22 protein-coding genes and 1 pseudogene are annotated in these 24,593 nt (G+C 71.9%); 12 read left to right on the top strand and 11 right to left on the bottom strand.

Going from position 1 to position 24,593, the window contains the following annotated elements:
• Window positions 1-70 precede the first annotated feature (70 nt).
• The 3 genes and pseudogenes from KALB_RS40070 (at window position 71) to KALB_RS40060 (ending at window position 2,608) form a co-directional block, all read left to right on the top strand.
• Window positions 71-666, top strand: a pseudogene (locus tag KALB_RS40070) (response regulator transcription factor).
• 322 nt (window positions 667-988) lie between these two features.
• The gene (locus KALB_RS40065) at window positions 989-1,561 is read left to right on the top strand and encodes a sigma-70 family RNA polymerase sigma factor (RefSeq protein WP_025361314.1); all 573 of its coding nucleotides are present in this window, start codon (window positions 989-991) and stop codon (window positions 1,559-1,561) included.
• Window positions 1,562-2,608, top strand: a complete 1,047-nt coding sequence (locus KALB_RS40060; RefSeq protein WP_025361313.1) for an anti-sigma-D factor RsdA — start codon at window positions 1,562-1,564, stop codon at window positions 2,606-2,608.
• 91 nt (window positions 2,609-2,699) lie between these two features.
• On the opposite strand, the gene KALB_RS40055 is transcribed toward KALB_RS40060, so the two are convergent.
• Window positions 2,700-3,086 (bottom strand): DUF5319 domain-containing protein, encoded by a 387-nt coding sequence (locus KALB_RS40055; RefSeq protein WP_025361312.1) that lies wholly within the window; start codon window positions 3,084-3,086, stop codon window positions 2,700-2,702.
• A 114-nt stretch (window positions 3,087-3,200) separates the two neighbouring features.
• Here KALB_RS40055 and guaB point away from each other — a divergent pair, with 114 nt between their 5' ends.
• From guaB to KALB_RS40030, 5 genes are read left to right on the top strand one after another with little or no spacing between them, the layout of a single operon-like run.
• The gene (guaB, locus tag KALB_RS40050) at window positions 3,201-4,712 is read left to right on the top strand and encodes an IMP dehydrogenase (RefSeq protein WP_025361311.1); all 1,512 of its coding nucleotides are present in this window, start codon (window positions 3,201-3,203) and stop codon (window positions 4,710-4,712) included.
• A gap of 48 nt (window positions 4,713-4,760) precedes the next feature.
• Window positions 4,761-5,894, top strand: coding sequence for a GuaB3 family IMP dehydrogenase-related protein (locus tag KALB_RS40045; protein WP_025361310.1), 1,134 nt, complete (start codon window positions 4,761-4,763; stop codon window positions 5,892-5,894).
• On the top strand, window positions 5,891-6,400 hold the full coding sequence (locus tag KALB_RS40040) for a GNAT family N-acetyltransferase (RefSeq protein WP_025361309.1): 510 nt from the start codon (window positions 5,891-5,893) through the stop codon (window positions 6,398-6,400). Before KALB_RS40045 ends, KALB_RS40040 begins: the two co-directional genes overlap by 4 nt.
• Before the next feature lie 47 nt (window positions 6,401-6,447).
• Window positions 6,448-8,187, top strand: coding sequence for a GMC family oxidoreductase (locus KALB_RS40035; protein WP_081789743.1), 1,740 nt, complete (start codon window positions 6,448-6,450; stop codon window positions 8,185-8,187).
• 58 nt (window positions 8,188-8,245) lie between these two features.
• The gene (locus KALB_RS40030) at window positions 8,246-9,817 is read left to right on the top strand and encodes an FAD-binding oxidoreductase (RefSeq protein WP_081790055.1); all 1,572 of its coding nucleotides are present in this window, start codon (window positions 8,246-8,248) and stop codon (window positions 9,815-9,817) included.
• A 62-nt stretch (window positions 9,818-9,879) separates the two neighbouring features.
• Here the strand turns inward: KALB_RS40030 and KALB_RS40025 are convergent, their stop codons facing one another.
• Complete coding sequence (locus tag KALB_RS40025; protein ID WP_025361306.1) at window positions 9,880-11,337, bottom strand: aldehyde dehydrogenase family protein; 1,458 nt, start codon at window positions 11,335-11,337, stop codon at window positions 9,880-9,882.
• A 278-nt stretch (window positions 11,338-11,615) separates the two neighbouring features.
• Here KALB_RS40025 and guaA point away from each other — a divergent pair, with 278 nt between their 5' ends.
• The gene (gene guaA, locus KALB_RS40020) at window positions 11,616-13,178 is read left to right on the top strand and encodes a glutamine-hydrolyzing GMP synthase (protein ID WP_025361305.1); all 1,563 of its coding nucleotides are present in this window, start codon (window positions 11,616-11,618) and stop codon (window positions 13,176-13,178) included.
• Between the two features lie 71 nt (window positions 13,179-13,249).
• Here the strand turns inward: guaA and KALB_RS40015 are convergent, their stop codons facing one another.
• Window positions 13,250-13,456 (bottom strand): hypothetical protein, encoded by a 207-nt coding sequence (locus KALB_RS40015; RefSeq protein WP_025361304.1) that lies wholly within the window; start codon window positions 13,454-13,456, stop codon window positions 13,250-13,252.
• Window positions 13,449-14,717 carry a PspC domain-containing protein gene (locus KALB_RS40010; protein WP_052360519.1) on the bottom strand — a complete coding sequence of 423 codons (1,269 nt, stop codon included), beginning with the start codon at window positions 14,715-14,717 and terminating at the stop codon, window positions 13,449-13,451. Before KALB_RS40010 ends, KALB_RS40015 begins: the two co-directional genes overlap by 8 nt.
• Before the next feature lie 132 nt (window positions 14,718-14,849).
• Between KALB_RS40010 and KALB_RS40005 the strand changes: the two genes are divergently transcribed.
• Together KALB_RS40005 and KALB_RS40000 are read left to right on the top strand one after the other, a co-directional pair.
• The gene (locus tag KALB_RS40005) at window positions 14,850-16,172 is read left to right on the top strand and encodes an ATP-binding protein (RefSeq protein ID WP_025361302.1); all 1,323 of its coding nucleotides are present in this window, start codon (window positions 14,850-14,852) and stop codon (window positions 16,170-16,172) included.
• Window positions 16,169-16,858 (top strand): response regulator, encoded by a 690-nt coding sequence (locus KALB_RS40000; RefSeq protein ID WP_025361301.1) that lies wholly within the window; start codon window positions 16,169-16,171, stop codon window positions 16,856-16,858. The genes KALB_RS40005 and KALB_RS40000 overlap by 4 nt, the downstream gene beginning before the upstream one ends.
• Here the strand turns inward: KALB_RS40000 and KALB_RS39995 are convergent.
• A complete protein-coding gene (locus tag KALB_RS39995; protein WP_025361300.1) occupies window positions 16,801-17,013 on the bottom strand; it encodes a hypothetical protein in 213 nt (70 codons plus the stop codon). The genes KALB_RS40000 and KALB_RS39995 overlap by 58 nt on opposite strands.
• 91 nt (window positions 17,014-17,104) lie before the next feature.
• Complete coding sequence (locus tag KALB_RS39990) at window positions 17,105-18,046, bottom strand: DMT family transporter (protein ID WP_025361299.1); 942 nt, start codon at window positions 18,044-18,046, stop codon at window positions 17,105-17,107.
• Window positions 18,047-18,128: 82 nt separating this feature from the next.
• Between KALB_RS39990 and KALB_RS39985 the strand changes: the two genes are divergently transcribed.
• Window positions 18,129-19,046 carry a LysR family transcriptional regulator gene (locus tag KALB_RS39985; protein ID WP_025361298.1) on the top strand — a complete coding sequence of 306 codons (918 nt, stop codon included), beginning with the start codon at window positions 18,129-18,131 and terminating at the stop codon, window positions 19,044-19,046.
• A gap of 1 nt (window position 19,047) precedes the next feature.
• On the opposite strand, the gene KALB_RS39980 is transcribed toward KALB_RS39985, so the two are convergent.
• The 5 genes from KALB_RS39980 to KALB_RS39960 form a co-directional block, all read right to left on the bottom strand.
• The gene (locus KALB_RS39980) at window positions 19,048-20,715 is read right to left on the bottom strand and encodes a serine/threonine-protein kinase (protein ID WP_025361297.1); all 1,668 of its coding nucleotides are present in this window, start codon (window positions 20,713-20,715) and stop codon (window positions 19,048-19,050) included.
• Between the two features lie 238 nt (window positions 20,716-20,953).
• Window positions 20,954-21,874 carry a hypothetical protein gene (locus tag KALB_RS39975; protein ID WP_025361296.1) on the bottom strand — a complete coding sequence of 307 codons (921 nt, stop codon included), beginning with the start codon at window positions 21,872-21,874 and terminating at the stop codon, window positions 20,954-20,956.
• Window positions 21,875-22,071: 197 nt separating this feature from the next.
• The gene (locus KALB_RS39970; RefSeq protein ID WP_025361295.1) at window positions 22,072-22,893 is read right to left on the bottom strand and encodes a hypothetical protein; all 822 of its coding nucleotides are present in this window, start codon (window positions 22,891-22,893) and stop codon (window positions 22,072-22,074) included.
• A 178-nt stretch (window positions 22,894-23,071) separates the two neighbouring features.
• Window positions 23,072-24,040, bottom strand: a complete 969-nt coding sequence (locus KALB_RS39965) for a hypothetical protein (RefSeq protein ID WP_025361294.1) — start codon at window positions 24,038-24,040, stop codon at window positions 23,072-23,074.
• A 205-nt stretch (window positions 24,041-24,245) separates the two neighbouring features.
• On the bottom strand, window positions 24,246-24,557 hold the full coding sequence (locus KALB_RS39960; RefSeq protein ID WP_025361293.1) for a hypothetical protein: 312 nt from the start codon (window positions 24,555-24,557) through the stop codon (window positions 24,246-24,248).
• Window positions 24,558-24,593: the final 36 nt, after the last annotated feature.

Genomic DNA, 24,593 nt, shown 5'->3' with positions numbered 1-24,593 from the left:
GTGTCAAGGTTCGCCTCGCGGCGTCCGATAGGGGAAGTGGAACGTCACTCGGCTGCAGGAAGGAGTCCCCGTGACGACGGTCTTGATTTGCGACGACCGCCGCAGTGTGCGGGAGGGGCTGACCCGTGTCATGTCGGCAGTCCCCGGGGTTAGTCGCATCGACTGCGTGGCACACGGTGACGAGTTGTTGGCGCGATTCTCCCGGCAGCCTGTCGACGTCGTACTGGTGGGAACCCAGCGCGCCGTGCCGACCGGTGTTGAGGCGACCCGGCGGCTCGTCTCCGCGAACCCCCAGGCGAACGTGATCGTGTTCGGCGCCCCGACGACGCCGGCAGCATCGCCGCCGCCATCGCCGGTGGTGCCCGTGGCTACCTGCGCTGGGACGCCTCGCGCCCCGAGCTGGTCGCCGCGTTGGCACACACCCTGGCCAGCACCTCGGTACCCGCACCCCGGCAGCCCTCCGACCCCGGTGTTCAGCTCACCGAGCGGGAGCTGCAGGTGCTGCGCGGCATGAGCCAGGGCAAGAGCAACGGGCAGATCGGGCGCGAGCTCTACCTGTCCGAGGACACCGTCAAGACCCACGCCCGCCGGCTGTTCCGCAAGCTCGGCGTCCGTGACCGCGCCCAGGCCGTCGCGCACGGCTTCCGCCGCGGGTTGGTCTCCTGACGGTTCTGCAACGGGGGGCACCGGCTGTACGGCGGGTGTCCCCTTCAGTTGTGTCCGGAGTCACTGCTGTGGTCGAGCTCTTCGGGGCCTCGCTGCCCTTCGTCACAGTGCAGGTGGCCCGGTTTAGCCCGCCTCAGCTAACTGCTGCTCCGGGCTGGCTCATCCGTGTGCGCGGATGCGACACTGGGTGACGAAGGCAGGCCGTCCCGTCACACGGCATCTTCAGTGTCGCCCGGTACGGTGAGTCGTGACCTGAGCGACCCAAACTCGCGCGCCGACCGAGTCGGTGTGCCCAGAAGTAACACCAGGGCTGTTGTCTGCGATGAGCAATACGGGGGACGGGCTGGACGCCACGGTAGGCGCGGCCGTTGACGGCGATCGCCAGGCCGTCGAGCGTCTGCTGGCGTCGATCCGTCCTCTCGTGGTGCGGTACTGCCGCGCTCGTGTCGGTAGGCAGGAGAGGTCGTTCGCGTCCGCGGACGACGTCGCCCAGGAGGTGTGTCTCGCGGTGCTCACGGCATTGCCCGGCTACCGCGACCAAGGTCGGCCATTCCTCGCTTTCGTGTACGGCATCGCCGCGCACAAGGTCGCCGACGCGCACCGGGCCGCGGCCCGCAACAGGGCGGAGCCGGTGCCCGAGGTGCCGGACGCCCCCGAAACCGACGCGGGGCCGGAGCAGCGCGCCATGCACGGTGAGCTGTCCGACCGGATGGCTCAGCTTCTGCGCATACTGCCTGCCAAGCAGCGGGAGATCCTGTTGCTGAGGGTGGTCGTGGGACTGTCGGCGGAGGAGACGGCCGACGCGGTGGGTTCAACGCCGGGGGCGGTGCGAGTTGCCCAGCACCGCGCGCTCGCCCGGCTACGCAAGACATTGGCAGCGGAGGAGGTGGTCTGAGTGGCCGAGCAGCACGGGCCCGGCGATGCAGATGCCGCCAGGAGAGACCGGCGAGGTAGACGCGTCCTGATCGGTGATGACCCGCTGGGCAGCACCGCCAGGTGGGACACCGCGCAGGAGAACAACCCAGTGCTGGGGGAGCACGGAGCCCGGTACGGCACCGTGGTCGCGCCCGGCCTTGATGAGGACGACCCCGCCCACGAGGCACCGGTCGACCTCGCCGCGCTGCGGGCCGACGACGCCCTGCTCGACGCGCTCGGGGGAGCGAACCCCGACGGGCACCCCGCGGTGTCCGCACACGAACTCGACTCACTGCTGCTGTCCTGGCGCCGCGACGTCGACAGCGAGCCCTTCGGTGAACTGGTCTCCACCGAGGCCGCGGTGACCACGGTGCTCGCCGCCAGGCAGGCGGCCCGCCGCAGGCCCCGGCTGATCGGACCGCTGGCCGCGGCCGCCGCGGTGCTGGTGATCGCCTTCGCCGGTGTCGGCATGGCCGCCCGTGACGCCAAGCCCGGTGACGCGCTCTGGGGCATCACCCAGATGCTCTACACCGACCACGCCCACTCGGTCGAGGCCGCCGTGGCCGTGCAGACCGACCTGAACGCCGCGCGCTCGGCGCTGAGCCAGGGCCGCATCGGCGACGCCCGGTCCGCGCTGGCCAACGCGCAGAACTCGTTGCCGCTGGTCAACAGCGAGGACGGCAAGCAGGACCTGTCCCGCGACCACGCGAACCTGGTCCAGCAGCTGAACACCAGCAAGACGGAGCCCACCCCCTCCGTCCCGGTGCAGCCGCCCGCACAGACCTCTGTCGCCGGGGCCACGACCACGACGACCACCACGACCACCGTGCCGACGACCACGACCACGGTGCCGACGACCCCGCCCACGAGCACCACGCACGGGGCCACCTCGCCCGCCACCCCGCCGAGCACCCCGGCCAGCGGCGAGAACAGCAGCCCGAAGGGCGACCCGCCCTCGACCGACCCGTCGCCCGCCAACCCGGGCACCGGCAGCTCGGCGGCGGGCACGCAGAGCGCCCACCACTAGTCAGCCGCACCACGCAGTGGGGGCCGGATCACACGTGATCCGGCCCCCACTGCTTTTCACCGTCTGTGACCGGCGCGAGGACGCCAAGAGTTCAGCGTGCGCTCTCCCGGTCCCGCACCCCGTCCGCGTAGCCGCGGCAGTACTCCCAGCTGACGTAGCTGGCCGGATCCGGGTCGAAGGCGGGTTCGTGCGGGCGCATGCGCCCGTCGTGGAGCAGCTGTTCCAGGCTTGACTGCAACAGCGCCCAGTCGTGGTAGTGAGGTTCGTCGCACTCGCCGCAGTCCACGACCACGCCGCGGATGCCCCGCGGCTCCAGCAGGGCCTGGTACACGGCCAGGTCGCTGAGGTCGTTGATGAGCTCAGTGCGCTCTTCCTCGCCGATGGGCGCGGGTTCGTCCTCGTCGGGCTCAGCCAGCGCCCGCGCGGGGTCGTCGGGATCGCCCGCGAAGGGGTCTGGGGGCAACGCATCGTGCGGCACGACCTCGCACGGTACCGGGCTGCGGCCCAAACGGCGCCAGATACCATGGTTCGAGGCGTCCCGCCTGCGAAAATCCACCCTTTGTCGCGCCATAGGAAGGCCCGAGGCACCCAGATGACCAGCGAGACCGTCGCGCAGGAAGTCCCGACCAAGTTCGCCATGCTCGGATTGACCTTCGACGACGTGCTGCTGCTGCCCGCTGAGTCGGACGTCATCCCCAGTGGGGTGGACACGTCGACCCGGTTCTCCCGCAACGTCCGGCTGCGGGTGCCGCTCGCCTCCGCCGCCATGGACACCGTGACCGAGGCGCGCATGGCCATCGCCATGGCCCGCCAGGGCGGCATCGGCATCCTGCACCGCAACCTGTCCATCGAGCAGCAGACCGCGCAGGCCGAGGTGGTCAAGCGCTCCGAGGCGGGCATGGTGACCGACCCGGTGACCTGCTCCCCGGAGGCCACGCTGGCCGAGGTGGACGCGCTCTGCGCCAAGTTCCGCATCTCCGGTGTTCCGGTGACCGACCCGGACGGCCTGCTGGTCGGCATCATCACCAACCGGGACATGCGCTTCGAGGTGGACCACAACCGCCCGGTCAGCGAGGTCATGACCAAGGGCCCGCTGGTCACCGCGCAGGTGGGCGTGTCGGCCGACGCCGCGCTGGGCCTGCTGCGCCGCCACAAGATCGAGAAGCTGCCGATCGTGGACGGCAACGGCAAGCTGCGCGGGCTGATCACGGTCAAGGACTTCGTGAAGACCGAGAAGTACCCGGACGCCACCAAGGACCCGGACGGCCGCCTGATCTGCGGTGCCGCGGTCGGTGTCGGCGAGGACTCCTACGCCCGCGCCATGAGCCTGTCCGAGGCGGGCGTGGACGTGCTGATCGTGGACACCGCGCACGGCCACTCACGCGGGGTGCTGGAGATGGTCGCCCGGCTGAAGAAGGAACTGGGCGAGGGCGTGGACGTGGTCGGCGGCAACGTTGCCACCCGTGCGGCGGCCCAGGCGCTGGTGGACGCCGGTGCCGACGGCATCAAGGTGGGCGTCGGGCCGGGCTCGATCTGCACCACCCGCGTGGTCGCCGGGGTCGGCGTGCCGCAGATCAGCGCGATCTACGAGGCCGACCAGGCCGCGCGGCCCGCGGGCGTGCCGGTGATCGGCGACGGCGGCATCCAGTACTCCGGGGACATCGCCAAGGCCATCGCCGCCGGTGCCAGCTCGGTGATGCTCGGCGGCCTGTTCGGCGGCACCGCCGAGGCCCCCGGCGACCTGATCCTGGTCAACGGCAAGCAGTTCAAGGTGTACCGGGGCATGGGCTCGCTGGGCGCGATGTCCGGGCGCGGGGAGCGCAAGTCCTACTCCAAGGACCGCTACTTCCAGGACGACGTGCTCAGCGAGGACAAGCTGGTGCCCGAGGGCATCGAGGGCCGGGTGCCCTTCCGCGGGCCGCTGTCCCAGGTGGCCTACCAGCTGGTCGGCGGGCTGCGCATGGCCATGGGCTACACCGGCTCGCGCACCATCGCCGAGCTGCAGCGGGCCCAGCTGGTGCGGATCACCGCGGCCGGGCTCAAGGAGAGCCACCCGCACGACGTCGCGATGACCGTCGAGGCACCGAACTACACCACCCGTTAGTCGGGCTACGCTCGTCCGGTTTGTTCAGCTCCAGGGAAGGGACGGCACGTGCGGGATCTGGTCGAAATCGGGATGGGACGTACCGCGCGCCGCGCCTACGAACTGGATGACATCGAGATCATCCCGTCCCGTCGGACGCGCTCGTCCAAGGATGTCTCGACCACCTGGCAGATCGACGCCTACCGGTTCGACATCCCGCTGATCACCCACCCGTCCGACGCGGTGGTGTCCCCGGGCACCGCCGTGGCGGTCGGCGAGCTGGGCGGTCTGGGCGTGCTCAACGCGGAGGGCCTGTGGGCCAGGCACGCCGACGTGGAGGAGGCGCTGTTCCGCCTCACCACGGCGGCGGCCGAGGACGACGACCCGCTGGCGGTGACCAAGCTGCTGCAGGAGCTGCACGCCGCGCCGATCCAGGCCGACCTGCTGGCGGCGGCGATCAAGCAGGTGCGCGACTCCGGGGTCACCGTCGCGGTGCGGGTCAGCCCGCAGCGCGCCGCCGAGCTCACCCCCGACCTGCTGGCCGCGGGCGTGGAGATCCTGGTGGTGCAGGGCACGATCATCTCCGCCGAGCACGTGGCCCGCGACGGTGAGCCGATCAACCTCAAGCAGTTCATCGCCGACCTGGACGTGCCGGTGATCGCGGGCGGGGTCGGCGACTACCGCACCGCCATGCACCTGATGCGCACCGGCGCGGCCGGGGTGATCGTCGGCTACGGGCACAGCACCGGGGTCACCACCACCGACAGCGTGCTGGGCATCGGCGTGCCCATGGCCACCGCCATCGCCGACGCTGCGGCGGCGCGGCGGGACTACCTGGACGAGACCGGTGGCCGGTACGTGCACGTGATCGCCGACGGCGGGGTGCACACCAGCGGGGACATCGCCAAGGCCGTGGCCTGCGGGGCGGACGCCGTCATGCTGGGCGAGCCGCTGTCGGCCGCGACCGAGGCGCCCGGCCAGGGCCTGTACTGGACCGCCGCGGCGGCGCACCCCTCGGTGCCGCGCAGCCGGGTGGCCGTGGGGCCCGACGCCGAGGTGGACCTGCGCACCCTGCTGTTCGGGCCCTCCTCCGACCCGGACGGCGCGATCAACCTGTTCGGCGCCCTGCGCAGGGCGATGGCCAAGTCCGGCTACTCCGACCTGAAGGAGTTCCAGAAGGTCGGCCTCACGGTGCGCGGGTGAGCACCGGCCGCACCGTGGTGGCGGCGCGGGACGGCGTGGCCCTGGCGGAACCGACCCAGGCGGACCTGGACCTGGTCAACGCCGGGTCCGACGGGCCCTACGACCCGGACGAGGACCCGCGTCCCGGGCTGTACCTGCCGCCGGTGCACCGCCTGCTGGTGGTGGACGCGGAGACCGGCGAGCCGCTCGGCAAGGTCAACTGGCTGCCGGTGACCTATGGCCGCACCCTGTCCTGCCACGCCTGGAACATCGGCATCGGGCTGGTGGCGGCGGCGCGCGGCCGGGGTGTGGGCACGCTGGCCCAGCGGCTGCTGGTGGAGCACCTGTTCGCCACCACGGAGCTGGACCGGGTCGAGGCGGACACCGACGTGGACAACCTCGCCGAGCAGCGCGCGCTGGAGAAGGCCGGGCTGCGCAGGGAGGGCGTGCTGCGCGGGGCCCAGCTGCGCGGCGGAGTGCGCCGGGACATGGTCAAGTACGGGGTTTTGCGCGAGGACTTCCAATAGGTGGTCCATCCCTGGTGGAACTGACCAGTTCCGCTTACCCTCGCTGAATGGGCCTACTGACGGGTAGCACTGTGCACCGCGGGACACCCGCACCCGGGTGTCCTGTCGTCGACTACGACGTCGTGGTGGTCGGCTCTGGCTTCGGCGGCAGTGTCGCGGCGCTGCGGCTGACGGAGAAGGGCTACAAGGTCGCCGTCCTCGAGGCGGGCCGCCGCTTCGCCGACGACGAGTTCGCCAAGACCTCGTGGAACCTGCGCCGCTACCTGTGGGCGCCCGCACTTGGCTGCTACGGCATCCAGCGCATCCACACGCTGCGCAACGTCATGGTGCTGGCCGGTGCCGGGGTCGGCGGCGGCTCGCTGGTCTACGCCAACACCCTGTACCGGCCGCTCAAGCCCTTCTTCACCGACCGGCAGTGGGCGCACATCACCGACTGGGAGGCTGAGCTCTCCCCGTTCTACGACCAGGCCAGCCGCATGCTCGGCGTGGTCACCAACCCCACGGTCACCCCGTCCGACGTGGTGATGCAGCAGGTCGCCAGGGACATGGGTGTGCCAGACAGCTACGGCCCCACCCCGGTCGGCGTGTTCTTCGGCGAGCCGGGCAAGCCCGCGGAGGACCCGTTCTTCGGTGGGGCCGGGCCGCGGCGCACCGGCTGCACCGAGTGCGGCTCCTGCATGTCCGGCTGCCGGGTCGGCGCCAAGAACACGCTGGTCAAGAACTACCTGTACCTGGCGGAGCAGGCCGGGGCCCAGGTGCTGCCGCTGACCACGGTGACCGGGCTGAACCAGCGCCCGGACGGCACCTGGCTGGTCAGCACCCGGCGCACCGGGGCCAAGGTCGGCGGCCGGTCCTCGATCAGTGCGGGCCAGGTCGTGCTCGCCGCGGGCACCTGGGGCACCCAGCAGTTGCTGCACAAGATGCGGGACACCGGCGCGCTGCCCGGGCTGTCGGCCAAGCTGGGCGAACTGACCCGGACCAACTCCGAGGCCATCGTCGGCGCCGGACGGCTGTCGGTGGACCCCGAGCGCGACTTCACCCGGGGCGTGGCGATCACCTCGTCCATCCACCCCGACGAGACCACGCACATCGAGCCCGTCCGGTACGGCAAGGGCAGCAACGCCATGGGCCTGCTGCAAACCCTCGCCACCGACGGGGCCGCCAGCACCCCGCGCTGGCTTCAGTTCCTGCGTGAGGCCGTGCGCCACCCGCTGACCACGCTGCGGCTGCTGTCGGTGCGCAACTGGAGCGAGCGCACCGTGATCCTGCTCGTGATGCAGAGCCTGGACAACTCGATCACGACCTACACCAAGCGCGGGCTGCTGCGCCGCAAACTCGTGTCCAAACAGGGGCACGGCGAGCCCAACCCCGCGTTCATCCCCGCCGGGCACAAGGCCAACCAGCTCGCCGCCGAGCACATCGGCGGTATCGCGGGCGGCACCTGGGGCGAGCTGTTCAACATCCCGCTGACCGCCCACTTCATCGGCGGCTGCGCCATCGGCGAGGACGCCCAGCACGGGGTGATCGACCCGTACCACCGGGTGCACAACTATCCAGGACTGTCCATTGTGGATGGTGCGGCCATCTCCGCCAACCTCGGCGTGAACCCCTCGCTGACGATCACCGCCCAGGCCGAGCGGGCCTTCTCCCTGTGGCCCAACAAGGGCGAGGAGGACCAGCGCCCCGCCCAGGGCTCCGGCTACCGGCGCCTGGCCCCCGTCGCCCCCAGGAACCCCGTCGTGCCCGCCGACGCCCCCGCCGCACTCCGCCTCCCGATCGTGTCCTGAGCCGCGCCGTGCCATGAAAGTGCCGTTCCTGGCATTCAACGCCAGGAACGGCACTTTCATGGCACCTGCTGGTGGGGTTGGCGGGCAGGGCTGCGAAGCTGGACGGGTGGGTCTGACTCGACGGACGTTCCTGCACGCGGCAGGATTCGGGGCCGCCGCGGCGGCGTTGTCCGCCTGCACGCCGAGCGGATCGGGCGCCCCGCCATCGAGCGGCACCACCCCGCCGCCGACCACCTCGTCGGCAGCGGTCCCGCCGGACTGGCCGAAGCTGCGCTCCTCCTTGGCGGGCAAGCTCTTCCTGCCCGAGGACGAGGGGTACGGCACGGCGAAGCTGGCCTACAACCCGCTGTTCGACTCGCGCACGCCAGCGGCCGTGGCCAGCTGCGCGCGGCCGGAGGACGTGCAGGCCTGCGTCGGTGTGGCCGCGTCCTCGCGCATCCCGATCGCCGCCCGCAGCGGGGGGCACAGCTACGCCGGGTACTCCACCCCCGACCACGGACTGGTGGTCGATCTCGGTGGTATGAAAGGGGTCGAGGTCCGCGCGGACGGCACGGCGGTGATCGGTGCGGGCGCACGCCTGATCGAGGTCTACTCCGCGCTGGCCGACCAGGGGCGCTGCCTGCCCGGCGGGTCCTGCCCGACCGTGGGCATCGCCGGGCTCACCCTCGGCGGCGGGGTCGGCGTGCTCACCAGGAAGTTCGGCCTCACCTGCGACCGGCTGGTGTCGGCACAGGTGGTGACCCCGGACGGCCACCTGCGCACGGCCTCCGCCGACAGCGAGCCGGACCTGTACTGGGCGTTGCGCGGCGGCGGAGGCGGCAACCTGGGCATCGTCACCTCGTTCACGTTCAGCACCGAACCGGCCCCGCAGCTCACCGTGTTCCAGCTGCACTTCCCGGGCGGCTCGGTGGCCGAGGTGCTCGGCGGCTGGCAGTCGTTCACCGCGGACGCCCCCGACGAGCTCTGGTCCACGCTCGCGGTGTCCGGTGGCACCCCGCCCACCAGCAGGGTCACCGGCTGCTACGTGGGTTCCGCGAGCGGGCTCGCCCCGTTGCTGAACAGCCTGATCGCCAAGACCGGCGCCCAGCCGACCTCGCGCTACGTGCAGGGCAAGTCGTACCTGGAGGCGATGCTCTGGTTCGGCGGCTGCTCGGGCAAGCCGGTGGCCCAGTGCAAGCCGAGCTGGAGCGGTTCCGGTGCGCTCGGCCGTGAGTCCTTCGTGGCCACCTCACGGGTGTTGACCAAACCATTGGACGACCCGGCGCAGCTCGCCTCACTGATGCGCGGCCGCACCGGCATGGACGTGCTGATCGACAGCCTCGGCGGGGCCGTGAACCGGGTCGGCGCGGGGGACACGGCCTTCCCCTACCGGTCGGCGCTGGCCACCGCGCAGGTCTACCAGGGCGCCACCGCGGCCTCGGCGCGCAGCGCGGGCCAGACCGTCGGCGAGGTGCGCGGCCAACTCGGGGACCTGTTCGGCGCCAACGGGTACGTCAACTACATCGACCCGGACATGCCGGACTGGGCCGGTGCCTACTACGCGGGCAACCTGGCGCGGTTGCGCCAGGTCGCCCGCAAGTACGACCCGGACGGCATGTTCGCCTTCGCCCAGGGCCTGACCAAGGCCTGAGGCCTCAGGACCGCACGCCGGTCGGGGCTCGGCGGCGCGGTGTTCCAGGCCAGGTTCCGGGTCTAGTACCTGATCCCGGTCAGCACCAGCACGCGCTCCTCGGTGAAGTCGGCCATGGCCGAGCGCAGGCCCTCGCGACCCACCCCGGAGCCCTTCACCCCGCCGTAGGGCATCTGGTCGGCGCGGTAGGAGGGCACGTCACCGATGATCAGGCCGCCGACCTCCAGCTCCGCCGAGGCGCGGAAGGCCAGTTGCAGGTCGTGCGTGAACAGCCCGGCCTGCAAGCCGTAGGCCGACTCGTTCACGGCGGCCAGTGCGGCATCCGTGCCGTCCACAATGGACACAGCGAGTACCGGGCCGAACACCTCCTCCGACCAGACCTTGGCGTTCGCGGGCACCCCGGTCAGCACGGTGGGCGCGACGCTGGTGCCCTCGCGTGTGCCGCCGACGAGGACCTCGGCGCCCGCGCTCACGGCCTCGCCCACCCAGGACTCGATCCGCTCCGCCGCCGCCTCGTCCACGACCGGGCCCACCTCGACCTCGGGGTCGTGCGGGTCGCCGGTGCGCAGTGCCCGCACGGCCTCGGTCAGTCGCGGCAGGAACTCCTGTGCCACAGCGGAATCCACGATCACCCGCTGCACGGCGATGCAGGACTGCCCGGCCTGGTAGTTGGCGAACAGCGCGATGCGCTTGGCGGCGAAGTCCAGGTCCTCCGGCGAGTTCCAGTCGGCGGCGACCACGGCCGCCGCGTTGCCGCCCAGCTCCAGCACGACGTGCTTGCGCGGCACCGAGTCCATGATGGACCAGCCGACCGGTCCCGAGCCGGTGAAGGACACCACCGGCAGCCGCTCGTCGCGCACCAGTGCCACGGTCTCCTCGTTGCCGACCGGCAGCACGGAGAACGCGCCCTCGGGCAGATCCGTCTCGGCGAGCAGCTCACCGAGGATCAGCGAGGACAGCGGGGTGCGCGGCGCGGGCTTGATGATGATCGGCGCACCGACGGCGATCGCGGGCGCCACCTTGTGCGCCACCAGGTTCAGCGGGAAGTTGAACGGGGCGATGCCCAGCACGGGGCCCCGGGCCACCCGGCGCACCAGCGCGAGCCTGCCCTCGGCGGCGGGGTCGGTGTCCAGCCGCTGCATCTCCCCGGTGAACCGCCGTGCCTCCTCGGCGGCGAAGCGGAACGTGGAGATCGCGCGGTTCACCTCGCCCTCGGCCCACTTCAGCGGCTTGCCGTTCTCGGCGGTGATCGTCTCCGAGATCTCCTCGTGCCGGGCGGCGAGCTGCTCGCTCACGTGCATCAGCGCGGCGGCCCGCAGGTGCGCGGGCGAGCTGCGGAAGCTCGGTGCGACGGCGGCAGCCGCGGCCACCGCGCGCTCGACCTGATCGGGGCCGGGCACGGCGATGGTGGCCACCTCGGTGCCGTCGTAGGGGTGGCGGACCACCAGCTCGGTGGGGCCTTCCTCGGCGGTGCCTGCGATCCAGCAGGGGCGGGGCTTGGCCTCGATCGCGTCGTCCATGTGTACCACCGTAGGCCCACTACAGCAGGTCACGCTGGATGCCATTCAGTACAAGATGACCATGCGTCAGGGACACAGTGTCCAAGTCGGTTCGGCGCTGATCGCGGCCACGTGAGCCCGGTGGAGCAGCCCGCCCCCGGCGAGACGGGCGTCACCTGGGACAATTGGCCCCTAGCCCCGTTCGTCCAGGAGGAACACCGCATGAGCGAGCTCGCGAGCTCATCAATGGACACAGTGCTCCGGCTCCCGGGGACGCCGAGCGCCAGCGAGGTGTCCGCATGAGCCGACCCGTGCTCGTCGTCGACTTCGGTGCCCAGTACGCCCAGCTGATCGCCCGGCGGGTGCGTGAGGCCCAGGTGTACTCCGAGGTGGTGCCGCACACCGCGACCGTGGCCGAGCTGATCGCCCGCGACCCGGCCGCGATCGTGCTCTCCGGCGGCCCGTCCAGTGTGTACGCCGAGGACGCCCCGCAGGTGGATCCGGCGCTGTTCGAGCAGGGCGTGCCGGTGTTCGGCATCTGCTACGGCTTCCAGGCGATGGCCCAGGCCCTGGGCGGCACCGTCTCGCACACCGGTGCCCGCGAGTACGGCCGCACCGAGCTGGGCGTGTCCAGCGAGGGCGGGGTGCTGCACCAGGAGCTGCCCGGGCACCACCCGGTGTGGATGAGCCACGGGGACAGCGTCACGGCGGCGCCGGAGGGCTTCGCGGTGACGGCCAGCAGCGAGGGCGCCCCGGTGGCGGCCTTCGAGCACGTGCGGCGCCGCTTCGCCGGGGTGCAGTACCACCCGGAGGTGGGCCACTCCCCGCACGGCCAGGAGGTGCTGCGGCGCTTCCTGCACGACATCGCGGGCATCCGTCCACAGTGGACCACCGCCTCCATCGTGGACGAGCAGGTGACCAGGATCCGCGAGCAGGTCGGCACCGGGCGGGCGATCTGCGGCCTGTCCGGCGGCGTGGACTCCGCGGTGGCGGCGGCCCTCGTGCAGCGTGCCATCGGCGACCGGCTGACCTGCGTGTTCGTGGACCACGGCCTGCTGCGGGCCGGGGAGCGGGCGCAGGTGGAGCGGGACTTCGTGGCCGCGACCGGGGTCAACCTGGTGACGGTGGACGCCCGCGAGCGCTTCCTGGGCGCGCTGGCCGGGGTGACCGACCCCGAGCAGAAGCGCAAGATCATCGGCCGGGAGTTCATCCGGGTGTTCGAGCAGGCCGCGCAGGACCTGCAGGACAAGGCGGGCGCCGAGGGCGAGCGCTACGACTTCCTGGTGCAGGGCACGCTGTACCCCGACGTGGTGGAGTCCGGCGGCGGCACGGGCGCGGCCAACATCAAGAGCCACCACAACGTGGGCGGCCTGCCGGAGGACCTGCAGTTCGCGCTGGTCGAGCCGCTGCGCGCGCTGTTCAAGGACGAGGTGCGCCGGGTGGGCACCGAGCTGGGCCTGCCGGAGACCATCGTGCAGCGCCAGCCCTTCCCCGGCCCCGGCCTGGGCATCCGGATCATCGGCGAGGTGACCGCCGAGCGGCTGGAGATCCTGCGCTCGGCCGACGCGATCGCCCGCGAGGAGCTGACCTCCGCAGGGCTGGACCGCGACATCTGGCAGTGCCCCGTGGTGCTGCTCGCCGACGTGCGCAGTGTCGGTGTGCAGGGCGACGGCCGCACCTACGGTCACCCGGTGGTGCTGCGCCCGGTCTCCAGCGAGGACGCGATGACCGCCGACTGGACCCGGCTGCCCTACGACGTGCTGGAGCGGATCTCCACCCGCATCACCAACGAGGTGAGCGAGGTCAACCGCGTGGTGCTGGACGTGACGAGCAAGCCGCCGGGCACCATCGAGTGGGAGTGATCCACCGGGTCATGACATGAAAGTGCCGTATGCGACATCAGATGTCGCATACGGCACTTTCACGACACCGGTCAGCGGCCCCGGCTGCCGGGTCGCACCGTCCACGCCAGGATGAGCACGCCCACCAGCAGCGCGGCCCCCGCGAGCAGCCCGGTCGGCCCGAAGGGCAGGCGCTCCACGGCCCCGTCGGTCAGCGCGTAGCCGCAGCCGAGCAGACCCACCAGCCCGATCAGCAGGGTGAAGACCCTCGGCCCTCCCCGGTTGCCGTACTCAGCCACGGCTGACCACCACATCTCCCAGTCCGTTGTTCACGGTCAGCCGGATGGTGCCCGCGGACTGCCCGCTGTCTGCCTTGCTGGTCAGCTGCCTGCTGACGTTCGAGCCGTTCTTGTGGAAGTCCAGGCACCGCGCGCTGCCCAGCCGCACCCCGCAGGTCAGTTCCACGTCGGCGTCGTGCGGCACGACGACCCTCGCGTCGCCGACGTCCACGTTCACCGAGGTGGTGATCGGCTTGTCCTTGCTCAGCGGCACCTTGGTCAGGTCCAGCCGCACGTCGCCGACCGACACGGTGTAGGCCGAGGCCACGTTCCCGGTGGGCGTCTCGTTGATCGAGCCGACACCGGCCCCGCCGTGTGAGGGCGCCGAGGTCAGCACGAAGGCGGCCAGCGCGGACACGATGGTCGGCGCGATCAGCCCCCGGCCGCCCCTGGTGAACGCGCCGACGACCATGCCGAGGCCGAACACCCCGGCCACGATGCCGACGATGTGGCCCGGGGTCAGCCAGGGCGTCACGGTGGACACCGCGGCGAGCACCGCGCCGGTCACCAGGGCCAGGCCGAAGGTCACGCCGGTGACGTGCGAGTGGTGGCCGGGACCGGTGGGTTGCAGCGGCGGTGCGGGCGGGGGCGGCGGCGGTGGGGCAAGCGGCTCGGTGGCCGAGGTGGCCGGCGCGGGCTTGCTGTCGAAGGGGTCGGGCAGGTCCCAGCCGCCGGGCGCCGCGCCGAGCGGGTCCCAGTCCGGCGAGAGCGTTTGCGAGGACGAGGTCATCGCTCCTCCAGCGGTGGTCGAGTTCCTGGGCGTGGTCGGTGCGCCCGGCGTGCCCAGGTGGGCCCTGCCGTTGTGCAGCACCACGAGTCCGGCCAGCAGGGCCAGCAGGCCGAAGAACCCGCTGAACCCGCCGAACGGGTTGTTGAACAGGTACGAGATCGCCACGGCGCCGAGCACGGCCAGCACCACGGTGAACCCGCGCGAGGAACTGCTCGAGCCCCGGCCGAGCACCGACTCGGCCGGTGAGACCTCGTCGTCCTCCTCGGCCAGCACCAGCCAGCCCGCCAGGTACAGCAGCACCCCGGCGCCGCCGTAGATCGCCGACACGACCAGCAGCACCCGCACGAGCACCGGGTCGACGGCGTAGCGCCGCGCGATGCCGGTGGCCACGCCCGCGATCAACCGGCCCTGCTTGGGCCTCCTCGGCCTGGTGGCCCAGAAGTCCTTCAGCAGTTCCTCGACGTTGATCGCCTGGCCCTTCGTCCCGTTCACAGCACAAAGCATGCTGGTCGCGGCCCTCCCGGTGCATCCGGGAGTCCCCTGAGACCGTCCCCCAGCCACCCCAGCGCGGGGTGGGGGCGCTTCCCTGATGACCGGCGCCCGCGCACGTGTGACGATTCAGGGGTGAGTTCGCAGGTAGCCGAGGGTGAGACCGCCGCACCGGCCGATCAGGACTGGGCCGCCGGCCTGCTCGCGGGGAGTTTGCAGCGCAGCAGGTCCCGGCGGGTGGTGTCCGGTGTCGCCAGCGGCGTGGCCCAGCACCTCGGCGTCGAGGTGCTGTGGGTGCGCGTCGCCTTCGCCGCGCTGGCCGGTCTGGGCGGTGCGGGCATGCTGGCGTACGGCCTGTTGTGGGTCTTCGCCAGGCAGGAGCCGGAGGACGCCAACGCCGCACCGCTGCCCGCCAGGGAGCGGCAGCAGGCGCTGGGCCTCGCCGCGGTCGGTATCGGCCTGTTCGCCGCCGTGACCGCGCTCAGCGGGTTCGCCGGTGGCTGGTACGTGGTGCCGCTGGTGACCGGTCTGGGCGGCGCCGCGCTGGTGTGGCGCGAGGCCGACGAGGTGCAGCGCCGCCGCTGGCGGGACGGGGCCCGCACCGGGGTGAGCGAGGTCGTCGGCGGGGTCACCAGGACGATGGTGGTCCGGGTCGTCGCGGGCGTGGTGCTGCTCTGCGGCGGCATGACCCTGTTCCTGGTCCAGAACGTCACCCTCGACCAGCTGCCCGGGGTGCTGCTCGCGGTGGCGGCCACCCTGATCGGGGTCGCGGTGATCACCATCCCGTGGTGGCTGCGGCTGATCCGCGAGCTGGACGAGCAGCGCAGGGCCAGCGTGCGTACCAGGGAGCGCGAGGAGATCGCGGCCCACCTGCACGACTCGGTGCTGCAGACCCTGGCGCTGATCCAGAAGCAGGCGGAGAACCCGCGTGAGGTCGTGCGCCTTGCCCGCGGGCAGGAGCGGCAGCTGCGCAGCTGGCTGTACGGGCCCAGCGGGTACGGCGGGGGAGACCGCCCGGTCACCGACCCGAGCGACCCGGCGCACGGTGAGGCGCCCAGCGCCACGATGTCGGCGGCGGTGGCCAGGGCCTGCGGCGAGGTGGAGGACACGTTCGCGGTGGCCGTGCAGCACGTGGTGGTCGGCGACTGCCAGCTGGACGAACCGCTGACCGCCCTGGTGCAGGCCGCCCGCGAGGCGATCGTCAACTCGGCGAAGCACTCGGGCGAGGGTGAGGTCAGCGTGTACGTGGAGGTGGAGCCGGAGGAGGTCACGGTTTTCGTGCGCGACCGGGGCAAGGGCTTCGACCCGGCGCAGGTCTCCGCGGACAGGCATGGGCTGGCCGACTCGATACACGGCAGAATGGAACGCAACGGCGGGCGGGTGACGCTGCGCACCGCGCCCGGTGAGGGCGCCGAGGTGCAGCTGTCGATGCCCCGGAGGAAGGAGAGCAGGACGTGACGACCGACAGTGGTGCCGCGCAGGCGCCGACGGGTCCGGTCCGGGTGTTCCTGGTCGACGACCACGGGCTGTTCCGGGCCGGGGTGCGTGCCGAGTTGGAGTCCCTTGCGCAGGACCAGGTCCAGGTGGTGGGTGAGGCGGGCTCGGTTGGCGAGGCCGTGGCGGGCATTGGGCATCACCAGCCCGACGTGGTGCTGCTCGACGTGCACATGCCCGACGGGGGCGGCGCCGAGGTGCTGCGCAGGGTCCGGCCAACGCACCCGTCGGTGGTCTTCCTCGCGCTGTCGGTGTCCGACGCCGCCGAGGACGTGATCGCGGTGATCCGGGCCGGTGCCCGGGGCTACGTCACGAAGACGATCTCCAGCCAGGAGCTGGTCAAGGCCGTGCGCAGGGTGTCGGAGGGGGACGCGGTGTTCTCCCCGAGGCTGGCCGGGTTCGTGCTGGACGCCTTCTCCGACCGGCCGGGTGCCGCCCCGATCAGCGACCCCGAGCTGGACCTGCTGACCCCGCGCGAGCGGGACGTGCTGCGCCTGCTGGCCAGGGGCTACGCGTACAAGGAGATCGCCTCGGAGCTGTTCATCTCGGTGAAGACCGTGGAGACCCACGTGTCCAGCGTGCTGCGCAAGACTCAGCTGTCGAACCGGTACGAACTCTCCCGCTGGGCCACCGACCGCCGCTTGGTGTGACGGCCGGTCGGCTCCAGTTCGAGCTCGATGGTGTCGATCAGGTGGGACACGGTGTGCGTGCCCTCGGGGCCGCCGCCCGCGTGGGCCCCTCGCCGGGGGCGCCACACGAGCGCACCGATGAACACGATGCTGGAGACGATCGTCAGGGTGAGCATCCGACACTCCCGGTGAGGTGGAAAAGCCGCCGCCTACATGAGCAACGGATCCTGACCCGGCGCGGTTCACCCTGTCCGCGTTCGGTCCCGGTCAGCTGGTGGATTGGTCAGCCACGGCATAGTCCCGGGTCGGCGTATTGGCAGCGGGTGAGTCAGTGGCGACCCGGCGGCGGTACCGGGTGAGCCCGACGCCGACCAGCACCACGGCCATGCCGAGCACCACTCGCAGGGTCAGCGCCTCGTGCAGGAACACCGCGCCGAGCAGCACCGAGACCACCGGCAGCAGGTAGCCCACGGTGGCCGCCGCGGTCGGGCCCTCGTGGGCGATCTGGGCGTGCTGCAACAGGAAGGCGATGCCCGTGCCGAAGACCCCGAGCACGACCACGGCCAGCAGCCCCGCGAGCTCGAACCGGATCGGCGGGGCACCGGTGAAGGGCAGCACCAGGGCGCTGAGCACGGTGGCGGTGAGCATCTGCGCGGCGGCCAGCGCGATCGGCGGCACGCCCCGGTTGGACAGGTGCTTGCCCGCGTAGACGATGCCGACCCCGTAGCTGGCGGCGGCGACCAGGCAGATCAGTGCGCCGCCCAGGTCCAGCGAGGTGACCTGCCAGGGCGCGAAGATCACCAGCACCCCGGCGAAGCCGAGCAGCAGGCCGACCAGGTTGAGCGGGCCGAAGCCGCGCTGCTGACCGGCCAGGAAGGCGAAGGGCACCGCGAACAGCGGGGTGGTCGAGTTGATCACGCCGGTGAGCCCGGAGTCCACGGTCTGCTCACCGATCGCGAACAGGGTGAACGGCAGCACGTTGGCCACCACCACGTACAGCAGCAGGTGCGCCCAGATACGCCGGTTGCTGGGGAGCGGAGTACGGCGCAGCGCGGCGATCGTGACCAGCACCAGCGCGCCGAGGGCGACCCGCGCCAGCACCATCTCGGAGGGGGAGAGCGCGGCCAGGCCGAGCTTGATCCACAGGAAGCTGGAGCCCCAGATCAGGGCCAGGGCGATAAGTCGGAAGAGACTGCCTGAAGAACCCACGAGAGTTACTGTGCGCGTGACAACCAATCAGATCAAGTGAAATAAAATTCGCGACGCTTAAGCTCAGCTGTAGAGTCACGGCATGCTCGACGTGCGCAGGATGCAGGTGCTGCGGGCCGTGGTGACCAGCGGCTCGATCAGCTCGGCCGCGACCAACCTGGGCTACACCCCCTCGGCGATCAGCCAGCAGATCTCCACCCTGGAGCGGGAGGCCGGGGTGGCCCTGCTGGAGAAGGCGGGCCGCGGGGTGCGGCCGACCGCGGCGGGCAAGCTGGTCACCGACTACGCCGCCGACATCGCGGAGAAGCTCAGCGAGGCCGAGGCGGCACTGGCCGACCTGCGCACCGGCCGCACCGGGCGGCTGCGGGTGCGCTACTTCGCCACGGCCGGGGCCGCGCTGGTGCCGCCCGCGGTGGCCTACTTCCGCGACCAGCACCCGACCGTCCGGCTCGACCTGTCCATGGTGGAGCCGCACCCGCCCATGGCCGAGGTGCAGGCGGGCAAGGTGGACGTGGCCATCGTGGTGGTGGTCGACGGCAGCCCGCGCGGCCTGCCCGGGGTGCAGCTGGTGCACCTGCTCGACGACCCGTTCCTCGCGGTGCTGCCGCGCGGCCACCGGCTGACCCGCAAGCGGGTGCTCGACCTGGCGGACCTGGCCGGTGAGCCCTGGGTGGACACCGAACTGCTGCCCTACGGGGCGTGCCGCAAGGTGCTGCTGGACGCCTGCGCCAGCGCCGGGTTCAGCCCGAACCCCGCCGTGGAGTGCGACGACTACCAGACCGCGCAGGGCTTCGTCGCCGCTGGACTGGGCTACAGCCTGATCCCGAGGCTGGGCCTGGGCACCGTGGCGCCGGGGGCCGTGGTCCGGCCGGTACGCCACCCCGAGCCGGTCCGCCAGATCTACGCCGCCGTGCCGGAGTACACCGCCGAGCACCCGGCCACCGCCAGCCTGCTGCACGGACTGCGGGTGGCCGCCGCCCAGCACGCCGTGCTCGGCTGACTCAGCTGTCCCCGGGGTCCCCGCCGCCGGGCAGCTGCTGCGCGGTGCTGCTGTCGATCAGCAGCTGACCGTCCTTGTTCACCAGGGTCAGCGTGACCCGCTCGGCGCTGGTCTTGCCGCCCTTGACGTAGGTGACCGTGGTGGTGACCTTGTTCTTGCTGGTGGCCTTCACCTTGCTGGCCTTGACGCTGGTGACGCTCGACCAGAACGCCTTGTAGCCGGCCGCCCCGCCCGAGGAGCTCTGCATCTTCGGGGTCAGCATCGCGAACGCCTGGTCGGTGCCCTGCGGCAGCAGCCCGTAGTAGGAGGACACCGCCTGCTCCAGGTCCTCGCTGGAGGGCGCTTCGGCGGTGGTCGTCGTCGGCTCGGTGGTCGTGGTGGTCGTCGGCGCCGCGGTGGTCTTGGGGGGCTTGTTCGGCGCCGCGGTGGTCTGCTCGACCGAGGGGGACGTGGAGGTGCTCGACGGGGGCGAGGACTCCCCGTTGGCCTTGGAGCCGTTGGGGGTGAGCATGCTCGCCAACAGGATGCCCACGGCGGCCGCGGCGACCACGGCCAGCCCCGCCAGCACCATCGGCTTGTGGGACTTGGGTTTCGGCGGCTCCGGGGGCCTGGTCGACGGCGGCCGGGTGTGCGGGCCGGAGCCGACCGGACCCGAGCCGACCCTGGTGCCGCCAGGGGAGCTGAACGGCCGTGCGTCCATCCGAGTGGGCGCGGGGCCCTGCGCCATCGGCGGCGGGGCCATCGGGCGCGGCGGGGTGGGCGGTGAGATGGGACGGGTGGCGGCCGTGGGCGGGCTGACCCGCCAGGTCGGCGCCGCGGCGGGTCCCAGCAGGGCCGGTGGGATCGGTCTGCCCGCGGCCACGGCGGCCAGGGCCTCCCGGGCCTGGCCCATCGTGGGCCGCTCGGTGGGTTCCGGGGACAGCAGGCGCATCAGCAGCGGGTGCAGCGGGCCCGCCTGCCTCGGCGGGTTCACCTGGCCCGCGGCCACGGCGTGCAGCAGGGCCAGGGTGTTCTCGTTCAGCCCGAACGGGGGCTCGCCCTCCACCGAGGCGTAGATGGTGGAGCCCAGCGAGAACACGTCGGAGGGCGGTCCGGGGTCGTAGCCCTTGGCCACCTCGGGGGCCAGGTAGGCGGGCGTGCCCGCGAGCATGCCGGTCGCGGTGACCGTGACGTCACCGGTGGCCCGCGAGATGCCGAAGTCGGTGATCTTCACCACGCCGTCGTCGCCGAGCAGGATGTTGCCCGGCTTGATGTCGCGGTGGACGATGCCCGCCGCGTGCGCCGCGTCCAGCGCGGAGGCCGCCTGCGAGGCGATCCTGGCCGCCTCGTGCGGGGGCAGGGTGCCGCGCTCGGCCAGCACGGCGGACAGGCTCTTGGACGGCAGGTACTCCATGATCAGCCACGGGTTGCCGTCTTCCTCGGCCACGTCGTAGACGGCGATGGCGTGCGGGTGCTGCAGGCGGGCGGCGATGCGCCCCTCGCGCATGGCGCGCTGCTTGGCCTCGTGTGACTCGGCGGCGCTCATCGTGTTGGACAGCAGCAACTGCTTGACCGCCACCACGCGGTGCAGGCGCTCGTCCCGGGCGGTCCACACCACGCCCATCGCGCCGCTGCCGATGCGGCTGGTCAACCGGTACCGACCGGCTATGAGGCGACCGTCGTCACTCAAAGGTGCACTCTCTCCTCAGTTGCACTGGTCGACGGGGCTGGACCTGAGGTCTGGTCCCCCGACACCGAACTCGGCGTCCAGGTTAGGGGGTGACCCCGTCAGTCCCCGGTCAGCCCAACAGTGCGCTGGGACACGCCGCTCCGGCCATGGTGGCCGTGGTTGACAGCCAGTATTCCACGCTCGGACGGGTGTCACCCGAATGGAGGATTGGCGCCTCGTGGTGCGTGTGTGATCGGCCTCAGCCGAGCAACCCGGTGATCGGGTCGAGCACGCCACCGATCGTACCGAGCAGGCCACCGCCGCTGTTGTGCGCGGGCGGCGGGGCGGGGTTCGAGGAGGAGGGCGGGGTGGCGCTGGGCGTGCTGGGGGTGCTCGTGGTCGGGGTCTTGTCCGAGCTGGTGGGCGGGGTGGAGCTGCTCGGCGTGGTGGTCGGGGCCGGGGCGCTGCTGCTGGGCGCGGGGGCCTGGCTGCTCGGCGCGGTGCTCGACGGCGCGGCGGCCTTGGTCGAGGCGTTCACGTACGGCGCGACCCGCGGGCCCTTCGTGGTGGGCTGTTCCGTGCTGGACTGGGTCGGCGGGATGAGCACGGTGCCGTTCTGGTTGGTGCTCATCGGGACGTCCTGCCCCTGCCCGCGCGGGCCACCGTTGTCCACCACGGTCAGCGGCACGCCGGGCGTGCCCGCGCTGAGGTTCTTGGTGTCGTCACCGGCCTGGATGTGCAGCACGCTCGCGGTCACCGCGCCGCACAGCGCGGCGACGCCCGCCGCCGCGGCGGCGATCTTCGGGACCTGCTTGCGGCGCTCCTCGCGGGGCAGCTTGCCCTCGCGCTGCAGCAGCTCGCGGATGTAGAGCTCACCGCTGGGGGTGTCGGCGGCCAGCCGCAGTCGCTCGGTCTCCGCCTCCGCGGGCGCCTCGACGGGCTCGACCGGGGTCTCGGTCTCGAACTCCGCCTCGAACTCGTCCACGTCGCCGCCGCCGTAGACGACGTCCTCGTACTGCTCGTCCCGGTAGACCGGGATCTCGGTGGTGACCTCGTTCATGGAGGGGTGCTGCCACTGCGGGCTCGGCGCCTGCTCGGTGCGGTGCCTGGCGAGCAGCTCGGACACGGGGATCTGTCGGGTCGCCACGGACTGGCTGCCCCGTTTCGAGTCCTCGTACACCGTCTTGTCACCTCTCCGTCGGATCACTGACCGTGATATGGGTACCGGCTCCGGGGGAAGGTGTCACCAGTTTGGGGTAGGAACCCCGGGTATTTGCTCCACTTGCCGAAGGCTGTTGATCTGTTTGGCCTAAACAGGTCGGCTTGGTTGCCGTTTCGATACCGACCCGTGACTGGACGCCGGGCAACGCGGGGAACTCAGCCGCGCTGCGCCGACAGCACCTCGGCGCCGACGATCTTCGGCGGGCTCTGCCCGTTCAGCCGCAGCAGCTGCTCCACACGCAGCCAGCTGCCGTCGAGCTGCTGGAAGGCGATCACGCCGAGCACGGAGTCGGCGGAGATCGCCTCGACCCGGTCCGTGCGCAGCGAGCGCACTCCTGACCAGGACCGCGCGAAGTCGTTCTGGGTCACGCCCATCAGCGTGCTGTCCACCCAGTCGTTCAACGCGTCCTGCGGATCGGTGCGGACCGTGTTGTAGAACTGCCGCACCGCGTCGACCGGGCTCTGCGCCACCGCCGTGGACACCGCGGCCGAGGTGAGCCGGCTGCCCGTGACCTCCGAACGCCCCGCTTTGGCCACGGCCGTCGGCTGCGTGCTCGTCGAGGCGGGCACCGTGCCCGTGGCCGGGGTGGACCCGTTCACCTCGGAGCTGAGCAGGTCGGGGCGCAGCGCGGCGGCGCCGGTGATCACGGACGGGACCGCGTTGTGCCGCGCGGGGGCCGTCGCGGCCGGCTGGCGGTTGCCGGTGATCATCGAGGCGGCGGCCACGGTGGCGCACAGCGAGGCGGTGCCGAGCACGAGGGCCGCCAGCTTGACCGCGGGGCTGCGGCGCGGCTCCGGCTGGTCGACCAGCGGCGCGGTGCCGAGCAGGTCGGTGACCAGTCCGTCGGTGCCCGCCTCGTCGCGCGAAAGGATGCGCCGGGGCGGCGGCTGCTTCCTGATCAGCTCGGCGACGCTGATCGCGCCACTGCGGCTGGACTCACCGCGGTTGTGCCGCCTTCCGCTGGACGGAGGCTCCACGCCTGAACTCCTCGTGTGCGTACCCGAAGACCCGTGAGCGGGGATCGCGAACCCGCTTGGTCGGCAGAACTCGAACCGCCAGCGGTCGCCCCGACGCCACCCCTGACGCAGAGTTCATCGGGTCGGGAGAGGGCTGACTAGAGGTACTCACTCGAAAGGATGAACGTTTGTCGCGTTCTCAGTTCTTTCTGCTGTCGTCGCTGATCAAGGGCAGGTCGTCGGTGGAGAAGCGCAGCACGTGCTGTTCGGTGACGGTGCTGCCGTCCTTCTTGGTGAGCAGCACGGTGCTGATCGTCAGCGACTTGCCGGGGTCCACGGTGATGCCCTGCAACCGCACGGCGCTCACCTCGGCGTAGCGCTGCTCCAGCGCCGCCTGCCCGCCCGCCCGCAGTGCACCGGTGGTCAGCTGGTAGGCCTCGCCGACGTTGGTGTCGATCGCGGCGAAGAAGTGCTGGGTCTGCTGAACGATCTTGGTCGGGTCCACGTCCGGCGTGCCCGGCACCGTGGTGATCGGCGGCAGCGGCAGGGTCCCGGTCGGCTTCGGGGCGGCGGTGCTGCCGTGCGAGGCGCTCGGTGGTGCGGGTACCGCGCTGCCGGGGACCCGGCCGGTCGCGGTGGGCTCGGCGGTACCGGTCTGCGCCACCGAGACCGGGTCGCCGGGCAGGCCGTGCCGGGAGGTCGCGCTCGGCGTCACGCTGGGCAGCGCCACCTGCCACTGGCCGGGGAAGGACTCGATCTGGGTGCGCAGCTTGGTCGGCCCGATCAGCGCCGCGGCCACCACCAGCACACCGATCAGCGCGGCGGCCGAGGAGCACACGGAGAACCAGGCGGCCTTGCGCCAGGTACGCGGTGGGGTCACCGAGGCGGGCACGCTGCCGATGTCGAACTTGCGCAACCCCACCGGATCGGTCTCGGCGATGTCGGCGACCGGCAGCAGCGGCTCGGTCGGCTCCTCGCAGGGCCAGACGATGCCGCGCGCGGACAGCGGGTCCTCCGTGCGCGGCTGGACCGGGATCACCGGGCGGGCGTGGGCGGGGCGGCGGTCCAGTGGTGAGGCGGGTTCCGGCATGGCCACCGTGTCGCCGGCCACCCTGCGGTGCCTGCCGTGCTGTGGTTGCCGCTGCTGGGATCCCGCCTCGGTGTCCATGCCTTTCAGACCCTCCCCAACTCCCGTCCTGACGCCGGTTCTCGCTGGGTACACCCGTTTGCCGGATCTGTACCGCTCAAGCCGCGTCCGGGAGTGGCCGCCGTCATCAAGGGGTCAGGGTAGGGCGTGTCAGGGCGTGCTGCGCCCCCGGTCCCACTCGTGACTGCGCAGTGTCGCCCGGTCGAGTGAACGACGGTGCGGTGCGTCAGCCCTGCCCGCCGCTGCGCAGCTGCCTCTGCGCCGCCTGCAGCCCGCGCGCGGCCGCGGCCCCGGCCCCGACGGAGAGCAGGATCGCCAGCACGGCGGGGAAGTCCCCGGCGGAGGCCATCAGCAGGGCGAGCAGCGAGCCGACCGTGGTCGCCCCGGCGACCGGCCAGCGCGAGCGCACGTACTGCGCGACCGGCTCACCGCCCGCCCGCCTGCTCGCCGCCGAGCCCAGCATGAACAGGTACCCGTCGTAGCCGATGGCAGCCACCAGGCTGGCCAGTGCGAGCACGACCGCGATGAACGTCAGCATGTGACCAGTGTGCGCGCACCAGCCCGGTGGTGTGCA

It is taken from the genome of Kutzneria viridogrisea DSM 43870 (genome assembly GCF_000525635.1).
GTDB lineage: Bacteria > Actinomycetota > Actinomycetes > Mycobacteriales > Pseudonocardiaceae > Kutzneria > Kutzneria viridogrisea.
The sequence above is the reverse complement of the archived record's forward strand: the minus strand, read 5'-3'. Positions and strand labels throughout refer to the sequence as shown.